The organism is Novosphingobium capsulatum NBRC 12533, from assembly GCF_001598375.1.
Classification (GTDB): Bacteria; Pseudomonadota; Alphaproteobacteria; order Sphingomonadales; family Sphingomonadaceae; genus Novosphingobium; species Novosphingobium capsulatum.
Genome location: NZ_BCYV01000035.1, coordinates 1 through 19,538, shown reverse-complemented (window position 1 = coordinate 19,538; position 19,538 = coordinate 1). Strand labels below are relative to the sequence as shown.

Genomic DNA, 19,538 nt, shown 5'->3' with positions numbered 1-19,538 from the left:
AGTGCGGCGCGCGGCTGCCACGCCGATGGCAATGATGCAGGCCTGTGCAGGGACGATACGATGATGCGGCGCGCGTTTTTCTGGGGCATATCCGCAGCCTTGGCGGCGTCCAGCCCGGCGGTGGCCGCGCCAGCGGACAAGGTCAGCATCGATATCTATGCCATCCCCTCGCGCCCGATCGTGGCGGCGGTGGACCAGGCCAGCGCCGATCTGGCGCAACTGGGCATGACCACGTTTCGCCAGCGCGGGCAGGCGGTGCATGCCACGCTTTATCTGACCCAATATCCCGTCAGCGCGCTGCCCCGCCTTAAGGCCACGATCGCGCGGCTGGCGCGCGGCCACAAGCGCTTGCCCCTGGCAATCGACGGCACCGAGCGCACGCCCACCAACTGGCTGTTCCTGCGCGTGACGCGCACCCCCGCGTTGCAGCGCCTGGCCGATGAAGTGACCCTGGCGGCCGAACCGCTGCGCGACCATGACCTGGCGCCGCCGGCCTGGATGAAGGACTATCCGGCCAAGTTGCCCGCGTTCCAGCGCTATGGCTCGCCCAACGTATTCATGCAGTTCGATCCCCATCTGACCCTGCTGGCCAACGAGGCCAATCCCGCGTTGGCCACCTATATGGCCAAGACCGGGCAGCAGCCGCCGCGCGCCCAGGGTGAGGTCGATGGAATCGGCATCGCGCTGGTCGATGCCAATGGCCAGATCGTCAGGACTCTCGCCGAATATCATTTCCGCTCGCGCTGACGCGGTAGCGGACGGTCAACGCAAGCAGCCACGGGTCAGCGCTGTGCTGGTCGCGTTGGCGTGCGCGCCGCGTTGGTGGCATTAGCCAGCGTGATTGCCGGCGCATCACGCCCGGCGGCTGATCTTCATTTCCTATCTGCGCTGCCTCCTTGATGCGTCGCGCCGGTCTGCACGCGCCGGCGAACGTCGTGTGCGTGGCGATCGGGTGAAGTCGCTTGACATGGTGCCCGACGGAAAATATTGGCGACTTTAATCGGTGATTAAAAATGTATCGCCTAACGCAGGACGCCGGAGGAAAGACCGATAATGCGCGCACGCCCGCAGTGGCGAAAGGGCGCCTTGGGTCTCCTTCTGGTGCTTCACGACATGGAGAGGGAGGCCATCATGATCAGAACGTCCATCCACACTGCGCTGTTCGTCGGCGCTGCATTGGCCCCGCTGGCCGCCGCATCGGCGCAGGACGCCGCGCCGGTTGCGCAGGGCCAGGTTGCGGCCCCGGCTGCCTCTGACGGCCTTGGCGAAATCGTCGTGACCGCACAGCGCCGGTCTGAAAACGTGATGAAAGTGCCGCTTAGCGTTTCGGTGGTCACCGCCGAAACGCTGGTGAAGCGCGGCGTCAACGACCTGAGCGCCGTCACCAAGCTGGCGCCCAGCCTTCAGGTGGCGCAGGACAACACCTATTCGATCCGCGGTGTCGGCACGGCGACGTTTGCCACGACGGTGGAATCGAGCGTTTCGCAGATGGTCGACGACGTGGTGCTGGGCAATGGCGAGTTTGCCGCCAACGCGTTCTACGATCTGGAGCGCGTCGAGGTTCTCAACGGACCGCAAGGGCTGCTGTTCGGCAAGAATGCCTCGGCCGGCCTGATCAATATCACCACTGCCAAGCCCAAGATCGGCAAGCTGGAAGGCAATGCCGATCTGGAACTGGTCACCCGCGACCGCCCGGTGAAGAATGGCCACGGCATACAGGGGCGGGCCACGCTGAACCTGCCGGTCAGCGAGAACAGCGCGCTGCGCCTCAACGCGATCTACAGCGGGCAGGATTCGGTGACCTGGCCTGAAGTAAATCCCAAGGTTCGCAATGACATGGGCCTGCGCAGCCTGGGGCTGCGCGCCAAGTACCTGTGGGAGCCGGACACCGCGCTCAGCGTCTATATCCTGGGCGATTACAACCGCCAGCGCGGCGTGACCGGCCGCTATGACATCACCTATCGCGAGCTTGGCACCGGCAGTGCCTATACGGGCTTGGGCCTGCCGTCTGGCAACACCAATCGTATTTTCCAGGCCGATGCCCCCAACTTCCGCGACACTGAAACCGGCGGTGCGCAGGCCAATATCAGCTACACGTTCGATAGCGGCGTCCAGCTGATCAACATTGCTGCGTGGAAGCACATGACAACGGGCTTCTCGTTCGATTCCGACGAAACCCAGTACAACTTCTTCAACACCAATTCGGCACATCAGAACTATAACCAGTTCTCTGAAGAGCTGCGCCTGGCGCTGCCCTCGGGCAACCGCCTCACCGGCCAGGCCGGGCTGTATTACTTCCACTCGCAGCTCAACCAGCAGAATCTGCTGGGCGGCAACAACGGCCTGCCTTCGTTCCTGCTGCCGACTTTCCCGTTCTGCGTTGGTGCCACCCAACTTGGCGCGCCGCCGGCGGCTTGCCCGGTCAGCAACACCTCGTTCCTCGGCCAGGACTCGCGCTTTACCCTCAAGCAGAACAGCTTCGCCGGTTATGGCCAGGTCAGCTATGGCCTGACCGACACGCTGAAGGCGACCGCTGGCGGCCGCGTCACGTATGACAAGGCCAGCATCGACCTGCTCGAAAACACCGGCCAGTATTTCGTCACGCTGGGCATTCCCAACAACCACTCGGTCCAGAGCACCGATGCCACCAACTTCAGCTACAAGGTCGGCCTCGACTGGCAGGCAACGCCCACGACGCTGGTCTATGGCTTCTACGGCCGTGGCTACAAGGGCCCTGGCTTCTCCAACACCGCGCCGGCGCCGGGCGCCAACCTGGCGGTGCGCCCGGAAATCTCGAAGGGCGGCGAAATCGGTATCAAGACCCGGTTGTTCGACAATCACCTGACGCTCAGCCTTTCGGGCTTCTACACCCGCTACACCGACCTGCAGGTGCAGTCGTGGATCACCGTGCTGCGCACCTTCGTGCTCGCCAATGCGGCAACCGCGACGACCAAGGGTGTGGACGCCTCGTTCACCGCGCGCGTCGCACCGGGCCTTACGCTGTCTGGCTCGGCCACGTATGCGGATGCAAAGTACAACGATTTCCCCGGCGCGCAGTGCTACCCGACGCAGACCACCGGCGGCTGCTCGGCGACGCAGAGTTCGTTCAATGCGGCGGGGTATCAGATTCCGCTGTCAGCCAAGTTCAGCACCTCGCTTGGCGCTGATTACCAGCACGCGCTGACCGATACGCTCGATGGCCTGGTTTCGTTGAGCTATTACCACCGCTCGTCGCTGTCAGCAGGCTTTGGCCCGGCGTTCCAGATCCCGAGCTGGGATACGCTGGACGCCAGCCTGGGCCTCAAGGCGGCAAACTGGACGCTGTCGGTGTTCTGCAAGAACTGCACCAATGCCATCCGCCCGATCTCGATCGGTTCGGACGGCGGCGATGCGTCGCTGAGCCCGGCCGTGCTGACGCTCAACCAGCGCTTCAGCTTCAACTCCGTCCGTACCATCGGCGTGCGGGCAGGGATCAACTTCTGATCTCTTTCGATTGGAAGTGATGCAAGGCTTCGGAGCGTGGGGGCGCTTCCGAAGCCTTGTTTTTGGGCCGGCGCTCAAGCCCGGCATGTCCACCAGGCGCGTCAGGGATGCGGGATAGGCAGCCGCGCGGTGGCGGCATGACGCGAAATGGCCGCTTGCCAGAAATTTGATCACCGATTAAATCGTAATTAGAATGTAGTTCCTGTTCTGGCTTTTGCAGCAGGCCAGGAACGCAGAACGGGCCGGATGGCCCGATCCACCACGGGATCGACAGAACAGGGAGTTGAGCATGTCCGGGCAGTTCAAATACGGGGTATCGCTGTACAGCTATACCGAAGACTTCGGCAGCATCATGACCCTTGAGGATGGCTTTGATCACGCCGCCGATACCGGGGCCACGGGGATCGAGATTCTGGGTGAGACGCATGTGGAGTGCTATCCCGAACCCAGCAAGGAATGGCTCGACACCTGGTTCGGCCTGCTTGACCGCTACCAGCTTGAGCCGACCAACATGTGCTCGTGGGTGGATACCAAGCTGCGCCTGGGACGGCAGCTGACGGTCGAGGAAGGTGCCGGAGAGCTTGAGCGTGACTTGCGCCTGGCCCACCGGCTTGGCTTCAAGTTCCTGCGTCCCAAGTTCGGCGTGATCGACGCGCAGCTCACCCCCGATCCGATCTGGTCGGGCGCGGTCGAGCGGGTGCTCGATCTCGCCAATAAGTTCGACATCGTGATCTGCCCCGAAATCCATTCGCCCACGCCGATCAGGCACCCGGCGGTGGAAGGCTACATCGATTTCATCGAGCGCACCGGAACCCCCAACTTCCGCCTGCTGATCGATACCGGCATCTTCCAGAACCGCCCGCTCAAGGGCTGGCAGCATGAAGTGCCCGAGGGTGATAGCGATCACGCCAAGCTGATCAACGGCATCGCGGTCGATCCCGAAGAGTTCCTCGACATCGCCAAGTACGTGGCGTTCATCCAGGCGAAGTTCCACTACATCAACGATGATCTGCAGTGCGAAAACATCCCCTGGGACAAGGTGATACCGGTGCTTAAACGCGCGGGCTACAGCGGTTACCTGTCTTCGGAATACGAAGGTGCGCGCGAGCCGTGGGTGGCGATCGACCAGGTCCGCCGCCAGCACGTCATGATGCGCCAGCTCGAGGCGCAATACGACGCCGCGCTGGCCGACGCCTGATCCGCTCGCACCCTAGACCGCCATTTTCCAGGAACATGCCATGTACGAATATCAACTTATCCAGGCCACCGGCTTCCGCAACTACGGCCCCGAAGATGCGCGCGAGGGGGTGGAAGTGCGCCTGCGCCTGCCCAACTATCGCGGCATGCGTCTGTCGCTGCTCGACGGCGTCGACGTGACGCTTGACGACGAGTTCTTCAGTTATGAAATCACCAAGCTGCGCCTGCATGGCGAGGTCTATGATCTCGACGCCATGCGCGACGCTACGACGGTGCGTTGGGCGATGGGCGACTTTGGCAGCGTACTGGTGCCCAAGGCGGGTGGGCTGGCCCCCGGCATCCATCGCGTCAAGGTGGCGGCCCGCGTCCGTTCGCCCTATTTCCCGCCGCACCTGCAGCCTCTGCCGGTGAATGGGGAGCGCCTGGCAACGATTGTCCTGCCCTGAGCGGGCAAAAGCGCGCCGCGCCTTGCCGGGCCGGCGCCAAAAGCAAAGGCCCCCGGTGCACGCGCACCGGGGGCCTTTGCTTTTCCATAACGGCGCAAGTCAGAGTTGGCGGATCTTCACGTTGCGGAACATGATTTCTGCAGCCTCGATCTGCAGCAGGATGCGGCCGCGCGTGAGGGGGATGTAGCGCGAGCGATCGGCAGGGTCCTGGCGTTGCAGGCCATAGAGCGCGGTCACGATGCGGCCGTTGACGATATGGGCGGCCTTGTCACCCTGGGCGATCAGTTCGACTGTGTTCCACCCCTCCAGCGTGTCAAAGCTGCCATCGGCGCGGATCCACTGGCGCAGCGATCCGCCGGCATCGACTTGCGGGGCGTATTGCGTATTGCCGGGAAGGTCTTCGGGCCAACCGGGCAGCCCGCCTTGCGAGATCGCTGGAATGGCGCGGTGGTTGATCGGCAGGGCATCGCCGGTGTTGCGCTCCATGATCTGGTATTCGATGGAATCGGGCCAAAGCAGCTCGCGGCCAATGGGATTATGATAGAGGATGCCGCTGTCCCGCTTCCACAGCGTGCGCGGTTCGTAGCGGCGCGTGCCCCACTGGTATTCGAGGCTGAGGTGATAGTTCTCGTACTCGCGGTCGGTGGCGAGGTAGCCCATGCCTGCCTTGGCCGGGCCGCGATAGCGCGGGCCGAGCAGGTGCAGCATGCCATCGTGGACATCGACCACGCCATCGCGATCCTGCTGGCCCACTCCATCCTGGAAGAACGTCCAGCCGGCCATGTCGCGGCCGTTGAACAGCGGCTGCCAGCCGTCAGCCGCGGCCCCGGCGGGCCCTGCGGCTGGTGCCCGGCTGGCGGCGGATACCACGTGCGGCAGCGCGGCGGTGGCAACGCCGGTCGCGGCCAGGCGCGTCAACGCGCCGCGTCGGGTGGTTTTCATGCATATCTCCCTGGATTCCATACCGTCTGATCGGCGGATACCCAGTCTTTTTAATCGGTGATCAAATTATCGCAAGCGGGGATTGCGAGTACCCATGCCGTCGCCCAGCCACAGTGCGCCGTTCACGTTTTGACATCGTCTGGCGCGCGGTACAAAAGGCAAGGCGCTGGATGCCAATGCCGCTGATGACGGCGGAGCGGGGCGGCTATTGCCCGCCCCAGGCAACCGGCACATCACCGGGCGGGAAAGAATGAGCGACAAGAAGCAGTATCACCGGGACAAATTGCGCAACAGCCTGCTTGATGCCGGTCGTGCCTACCTGAAGCAGCACGGGCACAACGGGCTTTCCATCCGCACTCTGGCCCAGGAGGTCGGGGTGTCGCCCGGCGCGCCCTATTATCATTTTCCCGACCGGCGTTCGCTGCTGCTGGCGCTTGCCACCGAGGGGTTTAACGAAATGCTGGCGGGCACCGAGCAGGTTCTTGCCGGCAAGGCCAGCCCGGCCGACAAGCTGCGGCGCATGGGTCTGCTGTTCATCCGCTTCGCCGAAGAGAACCCGCATCTGCTCGATCTCATGTACGAAAGCGAGCTGACCACGCCAACGCTCGATCCCACGCTGCTGGAATTCCAGCGCGCGGGCCACAATGCCCTGCGCGAACAGGTTGTCGGCGCGCTCGACGGCGTGGACAAAACCCATGCCGACGTGCGTGTCGTGGCCTATTGGTCAGCGATCTATGGCTTTGCCACGATGCGCAAGAAGGGGGTTTTGCGCCCCAGCGACGATGGTGCCTTGCCCAGCGTGGATATTGCCGAAACGATCGTCGATATCACCTTGCGCGCCGTGCTCGCTCCCGACTGACCGCGCGCCGGAGATGGCGGGGGTAGAGGTGCTGTTCCGCAACGTGATGATCCGCCAGCAGGGTACCGCCGACATTGCCGACATCCGCAAGGGATAAGCCGTTCTGGCGCCGCGCTATTGCCAGTCGCGCTGCCGGCTCGTCTGGCCAATGCCGGGATTGAGGCGGTTGCCGGGATCGAGCGCCCGGTAATGCGCCGCCAGCGCCGGCTTGGCCGGATAGAGGTGGCCAACGTTGTGCTCTGCCGGATACTCGGCACCGCGCGCGTCGAGCAGGTCCCACATGCGGTGCTCCAGCGCGAGCGGGTCGACGCCTTTCTTCAGGATATAGTCCTGGTGGAACACGTGGCAGAAGAAATGGCCGTAATAGAGCCGGGCCTCGATCGCGTCGGCGATGGCCGGGGGCAGGACTTCCAGCCAGTCCTCGTCATTGCGCCGTAGGGCGATGTCGAGGGCAACGATGTCGCCAACCCGATCCGCGTGCATGGCGCGGTAGCGGATTGCCGCGCCGGCCACGGCAAAACGGTGGAGGAAGGCCTTCTGCGCTTCGTGCGGGGTGCACTCGAACATGTCGCCCGTGGCACTGGGAAACATCTGCGCCAGTAGGGTGCGTGCCTCGCCCACGCCATCGCGTGGCATCTTGAGGATCAGGTGGTGGGTAAAGCGATCGCGCCACGCCCGCATGCGCGGCGGAAGATGCTGCGGCAGCAGCCGGCTTGCCGCCTGCATGACCCGGTCGGAGAGGTTGGCCGGCAGGATGCGCCAGCGCCGTGCCACAGCGTCGATCCGGTTCTTCAACGCAAAGAGGCGGGGCAGGCGATCGGTACCGAACCGCTCGATCGCGACAAACACGTCCTTGCCATAGACCGCAGCGATATCGAAGGCGTCGCGGTGGATATATTCGCCCGAGATCGGCAGTTCGCGAAATTGCGCCAGGATCGTGCGGCGCAAGCGGGTGAGTTCGGCGGTATCGTTGGTGCCGATGTAGAACGTTGCCGTCTGTTCCTCGCGCGGGAAGGTGTCGAGCCGAACGGCAAAGACCATGACCTTGCCCGCGCTGCCTGACGCCTCGAACAGGCGCTCTGGGTCGGCGTTATAGCGAGCGGGCGAGGGGGCGGCGATGTCGCGCACCCGCGCGGCATAGTCCTGGCACGAGGCAGCGCAGGGGGCCGCGCCGGCCTCACCGGTAGCGGGCAGGCGCCCTTGGCCGATACGGCCGAGAATGTCCTCGGGCGTGGTGCCGAGGTCCAGGCCGAGATGGTTGACCAGTTCGACCGTGCCATCGGCCATGACCCGGGCAAACAGCGCCATTTCGGTATAGGCGGGGCCGCGCCGGATCAGGGCGCCGCCCGAATTATTGCAGATGCCGCCGATTACCGAGGCACCGATGCACGACGATCCGATGACCGAATGCGGTTCACGGCCGAGCGGCGCCAGTTCACGCTCGAGATCATAGAGCGTGGCGCCGGCCAGGCAGACCACCTGCGTGCCGCCGGCCAGGGCGTGGACGCCCTTGAGGCGCAAGGTGTTGATGATCACCACCGGGCGGTCGTAGTGCCCGTCCGGGGTTGAGCCGCCGGTGAGGCCGGTATTGGCGGCCTGCGCAATCACGATCACATCGGCGGCGATGCAGGCGCAAAACGCGTGATACTGTTCCAGCGGCGTGCCTGGGCGCACCACGGCAAGAACATCTCCGTTTCCATAGCGATAGCCGGTGGCAAAGGCGCGGGTCGCATCGCAGCCGGTAAGGACGTGGCGCGCGCCGACAATGGCGCGCAAGCGATCGAGCAGTGGGGCTGTGGCAGAGAGCATCAAGCAAGCTCTTACTGCTGGTAAGGCCAAGGTGCACGGGGGAAAACACCCCCATCGACCCACAGTGTCTGCCCGGTGACGAATGCCGCAGCCGGGCTGGCGAAGAACAGCACCGGTCCGGCGACGGCTGACGACACGACCGATCCGGCTTGCTTTCCATTTGATCGCTGATTAAAAATGGCGTGGTGCCACGGTCGGCGCCGTTGACGACGCTGCGCTGCCATCACCGATGTCAGGGGCCGATGTCAGGGAGAGAACAATTGCCTAGACGTTTCGTGGGCCTTTCCCGCGCCGCCGGCCCGATGCTTGCCCATGGCGCGGGCAGGTCCATCCGGCGCCCGACGCGCTTGCCGACCCGCCGGTTACGGCGCAGCCGCGGGTGTGGTGGCCCTGGATGAACGGCAACATCACCAAGGACGGCATCGCCAAGGACCTCGCCTGGATGAAAGCCGTCGGCATCGGTGGCGCACTGCTGAAAGGACGAGCAACATGAGTACCGCAACCGATATTGGCGCACCACGCCAGGCGGGCCTGCCCCAAGGCATCGTCGTGGTGATCGCCAGCTTTCTGCCCATCCTGGCGATCGTCGCCCTGGCGCCGGCAGTGCCGCGCATGATGGCGCATTTCGCCGGTGTCCCCGGGGCGAGCCTGTGGGTGCCGCTGGCGGTCACCGCGCCGGGCCTGATGGTCGCGCTGCTGTCGCCGGCGATGGGCTGGCTGGTCGATCGCCATGGCCGCAGCCGGCTGCTCGTCGTCGCCACCGCAGTCTATGGCCTGGTCGGGATCGCCCCGGTGTTCATCGACGGCCTGCCCGCGCTGTTCGCCTCGCGTCTTTTGCTCGGCGTGTGCGAAGCGGCGATCCTGACGGTGACCAATACGCTGGTGGGTGACTATTTTGACGAAGGCCGGCGCCGTTTCTGGTTGACCGTGCAGTCCGCCGCGCAGCCGTTTTTCGGCGTCTCGCTCTTGGTGCTGTCGGGCATGCTGTCAGGGGTGGGCTGGAACACTCCGTTTCTGGTTTACGCCTGCGCCATCCCGATCGCGGTGGCGATGGCATTTCTGCTGTTCGAGCCGGCAAAGCGCAGCCAGACGCTGTTGGCCGGGGCCGTGGCCGGCTTTCCCACCCGCCATGTCCTGATCACCAGTGGCGTGACCCTGCTCGCTTCGAGCATCTACTACGTCTATATCGTCCAGGTTGGCCTGCTGTTTCCCGGTGTCGGCGTCACGTCGCCCGATACGATCGGCATGCTGATCGGCCTTGCGAACATCGGCGTCTTCTTCGGTGGGCTGTTGTTCAAGCCCGCATCGAGCCGGCTTGGCACCGGCTGGCAGATCGGCATCTTCTTTGCGCTCATGGGCGCTGGCCTGCTCGGCATCGGCGCCAGCGCTTCGGCCGCCCAAATGACTGCGTTCTGCACCGTCCAGCAACTGGGCGCCGGCCTGTGCATTCCCACGCTGCTGTTGTGGACGATGCGCGGGTTGAGCGATGAGAACCGCGGCCGCGGCATGGGCTTCTGGAGTTGCGCATTCTTCGTGGGCCAATTCGTCAGCCCGGCGCTGGTCTCGCTGGTCACTGTGTTCAGCCACGGCCTGCCCCTGACGTTCGTGGCCATCGGCGCGGGCAGCATCGCCCTGGCAATCATTGTCGGCATGGCCCTGAGCGCCAGCGCCCGCCCGGCACCGGCCCGTGCCTGAACCGCAAAGCGCCGCCGCCATTCCCGCCTTTCAGCAAAAAACGCCCGGGTGACCATCGTCATCCGGGCGTTTTTAAGCCGTGCGCAATCAGAACATCAGGCCGGCTCGCACCCGGTGGGTGCGTTGCGGCTGGGATGCGCGTTCGATGGGGATCGCCATATGAATGATGTGGCGGAGACGGAGGGATGCAATCAGCGTTGATTATTAACAGAAAAATTTAACAATTTGATATTAGCCATAGATCTGGCCATAATTTCACCAACTGAACCGCTCCGGTCCCGTGCGAGCTTCCGCGAACTGATATCCAGTATTGAAGAGATTGTTGATACATTTTGGCTACGGAGTCTATGCAATCAGGGCCTTCCGGTCCATATTCCATTTCAGGACAAAGTTTGGGCTTGGGGGAATTGAGTGTTCACGAAGGTGCATGGGCACTATCAGGCCCATAAAATCACGCTTGCTGGCATTGATAGTGATGCGTTTACTCGATCCCTGACATCCGCACGGGTCCAGATGAATCCTCATCAGGTCGAGGCGGCACTATTTGCACTGAAGTCGCCTTTGTCGAAGGGCGTCTTGCTCGCGGATGAGGTTGGTCTGGGTAAGACCATCGAAGCCGGATTGGTTCTCTCCCAGCGCTGGGCTGAGCACAGGCGTCGGATTATCCTGATCGTACCCGCGTCGCTTCGCAAGCAGTGGCAACAAGAGCTTCACGAAAAATTCTCTCTTCATTCGGAGATCGTTGAATCTAGCACTTATGCCGCCATGCGGAAGGCAGGCCACACCCAGCCATTCGCGTGTGTTAAGGGTATTGTAATTTGTTCCTACGAATTCGCTGCGCGGAAGGCAGACGAACTTCGCTCGATAAAATGGGATCTCGTTGTATTCGATGAAGCTCATCGCCTCAGAAACGTTTACAAGAAAGATGGTTCGACGCGGGCGAAAGAGTTAAAGATCGCGCTGCAGGATCGTTTCAAAATTCTTCTTACGGCTACGCCACTTCAGAATTCGCTCATGGAGCTCTACGGCATTGTCTCTGTTGTAGACGAAAATCATTTTGGGGGGGAGAACGCTTTTCGAGCTCAGTATATGTCGGCTTCGCCCACTACGCTCGACGCGCTTCGTGAGCGACTAATGCCTGTGTGTCAGCGGTCTCTCAGATCACAGGTGCAAGCGGCCGGGCATATCAGTTTCGTTCGACGCAATGCTCAGACCTTCCATTTCGAACCGTCAAGCAGTGAGCAACAGCTTTACGAGGAGTTATCCCATTTTCTTCAGCGTGAAGATACGGTCTCATATGGCGCAAAGGCCAATCAGCTCGTCATCCTTCAGATTCGGAAAATTCTTGGATCATCCAGTTTCGCCGTTGCTCGTTATTTGGAAACGCTGATTGAGCGCTTGAAGGCACGGAAGGCTGCTGCGCTCAGCATGACCGATGATGTTGATGTCATGGTCGAGATCGCTGAGGAGGCCGACGAAGACATTGGCGAAGACGAAGCGGTGTCGATCTCACCAGAAGATATTCAGGCTGAGATCGAGGAGCTGAAGGGCTATCTGGCGCTCGCCGAATCTATTGAAAAAAACGCCAAAGGTGAGGAACTGCTAAAGCAGCTACCTAAAGTTCTCGACGAAATCCAAGGTAAGGGTGGTGCTCGAAAGGCTGTCATCTTCACTGAAAGCGTTCGCACTCAAAACTATCTCCGGAATCTGCTGGAGAGTCACGGCTATGCGGGTCGCATCGTGCTGATGAACGGGTCCAATTCTGATGAGCAGAGCCGTAAAACTTATGCGGCGTGGCTGGAAATGCACAAAGGGACCGACAAGATTTCCGGTTCCAAAACGGCTGACATGAAGGCTGCGATTGTCGAAGCCTTCAAGGGTGATGACAAAACGATCCTCATTGCCACCGAAAGCGGGGCTGAAGGTATCAACCTACAGTTCTGCTCTCTTCTGATCAACTTTGACCTCCCATGGAATCCGCAGCGCGTTGAGCAGCGGATCGGTCGCTGTCATAGATATGGCCAGAAGATCGATGTGACCGTGGTCAATATGCTCAATCTGAAGAACAAGACCGAGCAGCGGATTCATGAATTATTGAGCCAAAAGTTCCATCTGTTCGAGGGAGTTTTTGGAGCTAGTGACAATGTCCTTGGTGCACTGATGAGTGGAGTCGATTTCGAGAAGGAAGTGCTACGCATCGTCCAGCAGGGGCGTACGCCCGAGCAGATTGAGGCTGAGTTTGATGCCCTTAGGGCAACCATTCAGGACAAGATCGACGCTGAGTTTGACGCTGCCCGGAACAAGCTGCTGGGGGAGATGGATTCCACCGTGATCGCCAAGCTGCAGGACCGCGGAAAGGAACTTGACCGCATCCTGCCGGAGTATGTCCAACGGCTGTTGATGGTTGCCCATGCGGAATTGGATGGTGCGCATTTTGACTCCCCTGGCGCCGAGACTTTTCGCTACGACAGCAAGACATACACGACCAAATGGCCTCTCGCAGATGAGCAGGATTGGCAGTTCTTCCGCGTCAACGACGGCCTTGGCGCGGAATTGGTTGAGCGAGCAAAGGACCGCGATCTGTCTACAGAGCAGATCGCTATGACCTTCAGACCTGATGATTATCCGTTTGCTGGCCAGGTTGGGGCGGTGAAGGAATTGAAGGGGGCAAGGGGGTGGATGCGGGTCTACAAGGCGACAATGCCAACGCCCGATGCCCTTCGGGAGGAACTGCTGATCGCATGTCTCAGCGATGACGGTACGACAATTGATGCGGCGGTGGCCGACAAGATATTCATGGTCCCTGCTGTGGATAACCAGGCCGGCTACGTAACGCCGCCCGACGCCGCGTTGACCGCCATTGAGCAAAACCAGTTCTCCGATTTTTCTGACCGGGTGTTAAAGGAAAACGGTGAATGGATCGACGCCGAAAGCGAGCGGCTGGATCGGTACGCCAAGGACCTTGAGATAGAGCTGGATGCGCAGATCGCCGATCTCGATGGAGAAGTTAGGGAGCTTCGCAAGCAATCTCGTGCGGCAGGCATATCGATGGATGAAAAGCTTGCCTCAAAGCGCAAGATTAAGCGTCTCGAAGATAACGTGGACGAGATCAAGCTGGCCAAGTTCGCCAAGCGCAAGGAAGCCCGCCAGAAGGTAGAGGACATGCTCGACGAGTTCGCGGAACAGCTCAATCAGAAGCCAACGGTCAAGCCGCTCATGACCGTCCGTTGGGCGGTGGAATGACGCTGTGCTGGAGGGCTTCGGCCTTTATCCGGTCTGCTTGCAGATCGACCTGGACAGCTATGACGGCGATTGGCGGCATGTCGCCCGTTTTCGCAACAGCAGCGGCTGGCTGATTGTAGCCGAAGCGGAAATCTGGGTTGGCGACAAGCACAAGGCCACCATGCCGCTGATCGTGGGTTGCGATGAATGGGAAGAACCGATCCCGTCGTTTATCGCGGCCAACCTGCTGCGCTGCGCCAGTTCGTTGCCCCAGCTTTGCGACGAATTTCCGCCCGCTGAATTGGAGCTGCTGATTGAGCGCGAACGGAGTGAGGTGCGCAAGCGTTGGCTGCGGCAGAGCAACAACGCCATCGCCCGTATTCATGAGGCGGGAGAGCATGCAATTCGTGAGCTGGAAGATGGCGTTGATGCTCAGATGCTTGCTAGCAATCGACTGATTGCAGACCTCGGCCGTAGGCGGCGCATGCTGCCACTTGACCATCCGGGACGCACTGCCTTTGCGGCGGCGATTGCCGATCAGGAGGATTGGCAGACCGGCATGATAAGCTGGCTTGCCGATCGGCGGCAGGAATTGCGTGCTCATTTTGACGCCCAGGAGAGGCAGGCATCGCAGGGACTTCATCCACGGCTGGAAGTAGAGCTACTTTATGTGGTGAACTGGCACCATGCCGAGCTACCCGCTTATGAGGTACGAGAAGTGTGGAGCGATGCGATCCGAGCCACGCGGCCTTGGCCACCGTTTGGCCATGCGAAGTTAGATTTGGCGGATAACCAGTTGGCCGTGTTGGCCGCGATCTCCGGGCGCGGTTACCGGTCGGGTTCCATGCCAGTGCCTCCGCCCCCCGCCACGCAGCCATTGCTTCCGGCGAACCGTCTGACCGTTGATTGGGCGACGCTGCGAAATAAGCTGGGTGTGGTGGCGGCTCAAGAGCCTGAGCCGGACCCGGCCTCATCTGTCCTGCGAGTCAAGCGCGACCTCGATCGAGAGCGGTTTGGGCCAAGTCAGGATGCTTCAGTTGGCGAGGGCGCTCTGCCGCCCGACTACAAGGAGCGCGTTGCTCGTGTGCTGAACCTGGAAGCGCTGCTGGCGCAACACAGTCCCTGGACCGACCCTTGGTTCGAAGTGAACGAATTGCTGCAGCAGGCCCGGCGGGCGCTGGAGGTGGCGGAAGGTGAATAAGGAATGGCTGTGGACAATCAAGCCTTGGCGTAAGGGTTTCGCGTTCGGGGGCAAGGCGATAGAGATGGCGGCATGACCAAGAAGACCAAGCTTGAACTGACATGGCCCGGCAAGGAAGAGCGCCCCCGCCTGGAGCCGCGCATCCTGATCGAAGACCCGGCGAAGAGCTATCACGCCAAAGTGCGACGGGATGGCGACATCTTCGACAATATGCTGATCAAGGGGGATAACCTGCTCGCGCTGAAGGCGCTGGAGCAGGATTATGCGGGAAAGGTGAAGTGCGTTTTTATCGATCCGCCCTATAACACCGGATCGGCTTTCACGCATTATGACGACGGGGTGGAGCATTCGTTGTGGCTTAGCCTCATGCGGGACCGGTTGGAGTGCCTTCGCCGACTTTTGGCTGATGATGGATCACTTTGGGTTTCGCTCGATGACAATGAAGCACATTATTTCAAGGTGATGTGCGACGAAATTTTCGGACGCGGAAACTTCGTCGCCAATGTCGTTTGGCAGAAGAAGTATGCGCCAGCCAACGATACACTTTGGCTTAGTGCTAGCCACGACCACTTGTTGGTCTATGCGAAAAATAGAGATCTTTGGCGTCCCAACCAATTGCCTAGGACCGACAAGACGGACGCGGCCTATAAGAACCCTGACAACGATCCTCGCGGACCGTGGAAAGCGGGGGACTACACTTGCGCCAAGTCGGCCGATGAACGGCCCAATCTCTACTATCCAATCACGAACCCCAATACGGGGGAGGTGATTTGGCCGAAGAAAACTCGCGTTTGGGGCTACGGCCCGGACGCTCACAAGGAGCACGTCGAGCAAGACCTTATTTGGTGGGGGAAGGATGGCACCAACAAGGTGCCATCGCTGAAGCGGCTGTCTACCTCCCTGAAAAATGACGGGATCAAAGCCCAAACGGTCTGGACCTGGGAAGAGGTCGGCCACACTCAGGACGGCAGAAAGGAGCAAATTCAACTTGTTCCGGAGGACCCGTTCACAACACCAAAACCGGAAAAGCTCATTGAGCGCGTAATCACCCTTGGCTCAAGTATGGGCGACCTCGTGCTCGACTCCTTTGCGGGTTCCGGCACCACCGGCGCAGTTGCCCACAAAATGGGTCGCCGCTGGATCATGGTCGAAATCGGCGACCATGCCGACAGTCATATCGTCCCGCGCTTGCAGAAGGTGATTGACGGGGCGGACCAAGGGGGGATCAGCAAGGCGGCGGATTGGAAGGGCGGCGGCGGATTTCGCTATTTCACGTTGGCCCCATCGCTGCTGGAGCAGGACCGCTACGGCAATTGGGTGATCGCGAAAGACTACAACCCCGCGATGCTGGCTGAGGCCATGTGCAAGCACATGGGTTTCACCTATGCGCCTTCGTCTGATCCGCAGGAGTATTGGCGGCACGGCTCATCGACCGAAACCGACTTCATCTACGTCACCACGCAAGCGCTGACCCATGAGGCATGTGCCAAGATTTCGCATGACGTGGGGCCGGATCGCAGTCTGTTGATTTGCTGCAAGGCGTTCGATGCGGATGCCGACGCCTTCGACAACCTAACGCTGGTGAAAATTCCGACTTCCATTCTCCAGAAATGCGAGTGGGGCCGCGACGATTATTCGCTGAACATCCAGAACTTGCCCGAGGCGGATGACGCAGCGGAGGAAATACAGGCGATGACCGAGGGTTTGCCCCTCTTCGCGGGGGAGGCGGGCGATGAGTGAGGCTCCCGCCGTGCTGGGGCATGAAGCCCGCATCCGCCGCCAGATTGCCCAGCGGCTTTCCTTGCGTGGTCCGCAGGAGAATTCGCTGAACATCCTTGCCGAGGTTCTGGCTCATTTGGACTTTGCCGCGCCTTGCGACGCGGCGGCTCTGCTGGCCGCGGTCAAGGCGCAGTATCCAACCGTCACCGACTTCGAGCGCGAGTTTCCCTCACTATGTTTCGCGCTGGCAACCGGCGTCGGCAAGACCCGGCTGATGGGCGCATTCATCGCCTATATGTACCTGTCCAGCCGGTCGAAAAACTTCTTCGTCCTGGCCCCCAACACAACGATCTATGACAAGCTGATCGCCGATTTTTCGCGGCAATCGTCGCCCAAGTATGTCTTTCGGGGCATCGCCCAGTTCGCCCAGACGCCGCCCGTCATCGTGACTGGTGATACCTGGCAGGAGGGGCGTGGCGTTCGCGGCTCAGACCTGTTTGGAACCGAGGCAATCATCAACATTTTCAACGTGGACAAGATCAACAAGGACAAGGGCAAGATCAGGAGTTTCCGCGAGACTCTGGGTGACAGCTACTTCGATTATCTGTCCAAGCTGCCCGATCTCGTCATGCTGATGGACGAGGCGCACCGCTATCGCGCCGCCGCCGGCGCCAAGGCAATCTTCGAGCTTGATCCCAAGCTAGGGCTGGAGCTGACCGCCACGCCCAAGACGGTGGGTGCCAACCCCAAGGACTTCAAAAACGTCATCTACCATTATGGCCTCGGCAACGCGATGGCCGATGGCTTCGTAAAGGAACCGGCAGTCGCCACCCGCGCCGATTTCCGCGCCAGCGATTACGACAAGGACAGCCTCGAAGGCATCATGCTGGAGGATGGCGTCCACTATCACGAGTACGTTAAGACCGAGCTGGAATTGTATGCCCGCGAGACCGGGCGCCGGCGGGTGTTCCCGTTCATGCTGGTGGTGGCGCAGGACACTGCCCACGCCAAGCAATTGCGCGAACGGATCGAGAGCGATGCGTTCTTCGGCGGTTCCTATAAGGGCAGGGTGATCGAGGTGCACTCGAACACCGGGCGCGAGGAAAGCGATGAGGCTATGGCGCGCCTGGTCCGGCTGGAGGAAGCGGGTGACACCGACATCGTCATCCACGTCAACAAGCTGAAGGAAGGCTGGGACGTAACCAACCTCTACACCATCGTTCCCTTGCGCGCTTCGGCATCGGACATTCTGACCGAGCAGACCCTGGGGCGCGGCTTGCGCCTGCCCTATGGCGAGCGAACGGGGAACGAGGCGGTAGATACCCTCACCGTGATTGCCCATGACCGCTTTGACGAGGTGATCAAGAAGGCGCGGGAAGCGGACTCGCTGGTCCAGGTGAAGGAATACCGGATCGGCGAGGGCGGCGATATCTCCACCGAGCCGCAGGTTGTCTATACAGTGCCGACCGCCTTCGAGGCCGCGCTCACCGGTGCCGCGCTACCCGAAAGCGAAAACAAGGTGCAGGAGGGTGCTGCCCAGCCTTTCGTCTTCGACAGGCCCGAGGACAGGAAGATTGCCCAGCTCACCATCGAGCTGATCCGCGACAAATACGAGCGCGAGCTGAAGGGCGGCCACAAGGAGCTAAAAAGCCCTGAGGTGCAGCAGCGCATTGCCGCTGACGTGAAGCGGCTTTCGGTCGAGCGGCAGGGCGAGTTGGAGGGTATGGGCGTGCAGCCCGATTTGGCGAAACTCGTTGCCGTGATCACCGCCAGCATTGCCGAAAACAGCATCGAGATTCCGGAAATCGTCGTACTGCCCAGCCGCGAGGTGAACTTCTGGTTCGAGGACTTCGACCTTGCCGATGTGGGCGACATTCGCCTGCAGCCAATTTCCGACCGCCTGCTGGTCCGCAATCTGCGGGACCAGACGCAGCGCGAACTGGCGCGGTCGCTGGAAGGCCCAAAGGAGGTCCGGGTCGAGAACTACATCGTCAAATACCTGATGGATTATCCGCAGGTCGATTACGACAGCCAGGCCGACCTGCTCTACAGGCTGGCCGGGCAGATGATCGACCACCTGCGCACTTACCTTCAGACCGAAGAGGACGTGGAGAACGTTGCCCTGGCGCATGGTAAGGCTCTTGCTCAGCGTATCTTCGGCCAGATGCGGGATCACTATCGGCAGACCCCTGCCGAATACCGCGCCAGCAAGGTCCGTTCGTTCCGCACCCTTGAGCCGCAGAACATCAGCTATTCGCCGTCACGGTCTTTGCTGCTGACGGAAGCGGCCACCCCGCTATCGGCGACGGCCAGCTTCACCTTTCGGGGCGGGCAGAAAAGCCCCTACAAGTTCCACAAGTTCCATTCCGATCCTGAGCGGCGGTTCGCCGTGATGATCGACAGTGACTTTGAAAAGAACGTAGAGCGGTGGCTCAAGCCCGCCCGAAATCAGTTTCGGATCGAATATCAGCCGGGGAAGCCTTATGAGCCTGATTTCGTGATTGAGACCAAGACGGAAAAGCTAATTGTCGAGATCAAGGCAGAAAACCAGATGCGCGACCCGACCGTCCAGGAAAAAGCGCGTGCGGCGGCAGAGTGGGTGAAACACGCCAACGAGTTTGCCGCTGAGGGGGATGGAAAACCATGGCGATATGCGTTGATCCCGGACTCTGATGTGACGGAGAGCGCCACATTAGCGGGCTTACTGACGCGGCACGGGTAAGGGGGAAAACCTATGCCCGTTACTGAGTGATCCTTTGAATCGCCGACCGGCTTACTCCGAAGTCCTTCGAGATGGCTCCCAGCGATTCTCCGCACTTGCGGCGAGCAATTGCCTCAACCCGCTGCGCATCGGTGAGGCTACTCGGGCGCCCAAGCCTTTTTCCCTGCGCCTTGGCGCGCGACAGACCAGCTTGCGTTCGCTCGACCAACAGGTCGCGTTCGAACTCCGCAACAGCGGCGATGT

The 19,538-nt window shown here is 61.2% G+C and carries 15 protein-coding genes and 1 pseudogene; 12 read left to right on the top strand and 4 right to left on the bottom strand.

Annotated features, from left to right (window positions below):
- Positions 1-63: 63 nt before the first annotated feature.
- From SCA01S_RS20665 to SCA01S_RS20650, 4 genes are all read left to right on the top strand, one after another.
- Positions 64-747, top strand: coding sequence for a 2'-5' RNA ligase family protein (locus tag SCA01S_RS20665; RefSeq protein WP_062788662.1), 684 nt, complete (start codon positions 64-66; stop codon positions 745-747).
- Between the two features lie 384 nt (positions 748-1,131).
- Complete coding sequence (locus SCA01S_RS20660; protein ID WP_062788652.1) at positions 1,132-3,483, top strand: TonB-dependent receptor; 2,352 nt, start codon at positions 1,132-1,134, stop codon at positions 3,481-3,483.
- A gap of 289 nt (positions 3,484-3,772) precedes the next feature.
- Complete coding sequence (locus SCA01S_RS20655; RefSeq protein WP_022674721.1) at positions 3,773-4,681, top strand: sugar phosphate isomerase/epimerase family protein; 909 nt, start codon at positions 3,773-3,775, stop codon at positions 4,679-4,681.
- 40 nt (positions 4,682-4,721) lie between these two features.
- Entirely contained in the window at positions 4,722-5,126 is a 405-nt protein-coding gene (locus tag SCA01S_RS20650; protein ID WP_022674720.1) for a C-glycoside deglycosidase beta subunit domain-containing protein, read from the top strand.
- A 99-nt stretch (positions 5,127-5,225) separates the two neighbouring features.
- Here SCA01S_RS20650 and SCA01S_RS20645 read toward each other — a convergent pair whose 3' ends face one another.
- Positions 5,226-6,068, bottom strand: coding sequence for a 3-keto-disaccharide hydrolase (locus tag SCA01S_RS20645; RefSeq protein WP_167542933.1), 843 nt, complete (start codon positions 6,066-6,068; stop codon positions 5,226-5,228).
- A 250-nt stretch (positions 6,069-6,318) separates the two neighbouring features.
- On the opposite strand from SCA01S_RS20645, the gene SCA01S_RS20640 reads away from it, so the two are divergent.
- The gene (locus SCA01S_RS20640) at positions 6,319-6,927 is read left to right on the top strand and encodes a TetR/AcrR family transcriptional regulator (RefSeq protein WP_054132728.1); all 609 of its coding nucleotides are present in this window, start codon (positions 6,319-6,321) and stop codon (positions 6,925-6,927) included.
- Positions 6,928-7,041: 114 nt separating this feature from the next.
- Here SCA01S_RS20640 and dld read toward each other — a convergent pair whose 3' ends face one another.
- The gene (gene dld, locus SCA01S_RS20635) at positions 7,042-8,736 is read right to left on the bottom strand and encodes a D-lactate dehydrogenase (RefSeq protein ID WP_062788649.1); all 1,695 of its coding nucleotides are present in this window, start codon (positions 8,734-8,736) and stop codon (positions 7,042-7,044) included.
- Positions 8,737-8,747: 11 nt separating this feature from the next.
- Positions 8,748-8,960 (bottom strand): SDR family oxidoreductase, encoded by a 213-nt coding sequence (locus tag SCA01S_RS23060; RefSeq protein ID WP_157089079.1) that lies wholly within the window; start codon positions 8,958-8,960, stop codon positions 8,748-8,750.
- A gap of 140 nt (positions 8,961-9,100) precedes the next feature.
- On the opposite strand from SCA01S_RS23060, the pseudogene SCA01S_RS21985 reads away from it, so the two are divergent.
- From SCA01S_RS21985 to SCA01S_RS20610, 7 genes and pseudogenes are all read left to right on the top strand, one after another.
- A pseudogene (locus SCA01S_RS21985) lies at positions 9,101-9,229 on the top strand (glycosyl hydrolase); the annotation flags it as partial.
- A complete protein-coding gene (locus SCA01S_RS20630) occupies positions 9,226-10,431 on the top strand; it encodes an MFS transporter (protein ID WP_062788647.1) in 1,206 nt (401 codons plus the stop codon). The pseudogene SCA01S_RS21985 and the gene SCA01S_RS20630, both read left to right, overlap by 4 nt.
- A gap of 48 nt (positions 10,432-10,479) precedes the next feature.
- Entirely contained in the window at positions 10,480-10,632 is a 153-nt protein-coding gene (locus tag SCA01S_RS22440) for a hypothetical protein (protein ID WP_157089078.1), read from the top strand.
- Positions 10,633-10,842: 210 nt separating this feature from the next.
- A complete protein-coding gene (locus tag SCA01S_RS20625; protein ID WP_062788645.1) occupies positions 10,843-13,674 on the top strand; it encodes an SNF2-related protein in 2,832 nt (943 codons plus the stop codon).
- A 4-nt stretch (positions 13,675-13,678) separates the two neighbouring features.
- The gene (locus tag SCA01S_RS20620; protein WP_062788644.1) at positions 13,679-14,854 is read left to right on the top strand and encodes a hypothetical protein; all 1,176 of its coding nucleotides are present in this window, start codon (positions 13,679-13,681) and stop codon (positions 14,852-14,854) included.
- 72 nt (positions 14,855-14,926) lie between these two features.
- Positions 14,927-16,594 carry a site-specific DNA-methyltransferase gene (locus SCA01S_RS20615; protein ID WP_062788642.1) on the top strand — a complete coding sequence of 556 codons (1,668 nt, stop codon included), beginning with the start codon at positions 14,927-14,929 and terminating at the stop codon, positions 16,592-16,594.
- Complete coding sequence (locus SCA01S_RS20610) at positions 16,587-19,295, top strand: DEAD/DEAH box helicase (protein ID WP_062788640.1); 2,709 nt, start codon at positions 16,587-16,589, stop codon at positions 19,293-19,295. Before SCA01S_RS20615 ends, SCA01S_RS20610 begins: the two co-directional genes overlap by 8 nt.
- A gap of 19 nt (positions 19,296-19,314) precedes the next feature.
- On the opposite strand, the gene SCA01S_RS20605 is transcribed toward SCA01S_RS20610, so the two are convergent.
- A partial coding sequence (locus tag SCA01S_RS20605; RefSeq protein ID WP_167542932.1) for a recombinase family protein occupies positions 19,315-19,538 on the bottom strand: 224 nt, incomplete at its 5' end.

Bases quoted from the DNA above. Each gene is read 5' to 3' on its own strand.
- SCA01S_RS20665 (WP_062788662.1), top strand. From the start codon at position 64: ATGCGGCGCGCGTTTTTCTGGGGCATATCCGCAGCCTTGGCGGCGTCC.
- SCA01S_RS20660 (WP_062788652.1), top strand. From the start codon at position 1,132: ATGATCAGAACGTCCATCCACACTGCGCTGTTCGTCGGCGCTGCATTG.
- SCA01S_RS20655 (WP_022674721.1), top strand. From the start codon at position 3,773: ATGTCCGGGCAGTTCAAATACGGGGTATCGCTGTACAGCTATACCGAA.
- SCA01S_RS20650 (WP_022674720.1), top strand. From the start codon at position 4,722: ATGTACGAATATCAACTTATCCAGGCCACCGGCTTCCGCAACTACGGC.
- SCA01S_RS20645 (WP_167542933.1), bottom strand. From the start codon at position 6,068: ATGAAAACCACCCGACGCGGCGCGTTGACGCGCCTGGCCGCGACCGGC.
- SCA01S_RS20640 (WP_054132728.1), top strand. From the start codon at position 6,319: ATGAGCGACAAGAAGCAGTATCACCGGGACAAATTGCGCAACAGCCTG.
- dld (WP_062788649.1), bottom strand. From the start codon at position 8,736: ATGCTCTCTGCCACAGCCCCACTGCTCGATCGCTTGCGCGCCATTGTC.
- SCA01S_RS23060 (WP_157089079.1), bottom strand. From the start codon at position 8,960: ATGGCAGCGCAGCGTCGTCAACGGCGCCGACCGTGGCACCACGCCATT.
- SCA01S_RS20630 (WP_062788647.1), top strand. From the start codon at position 9,226: ATGAGTACCGCAACCGATATTGGCGCACCACGCCAGGCGGGCCTGCCC.
- SCA01S_RS20615 (WP_062788642.1), top strand. From the start codon at position 14,927: ATGACCAAGAAGACCAAGCTTGAACTGACATGGCCCGGCAAGGAAGAG.
- SCA01S_RS20610 (WP_062788640.1), top strand. From the start codon at position 16,587: ATGAGTGAGGCTCCCGCCGTGCTGGGGCATGAAGCCCGCATCCGCCGC.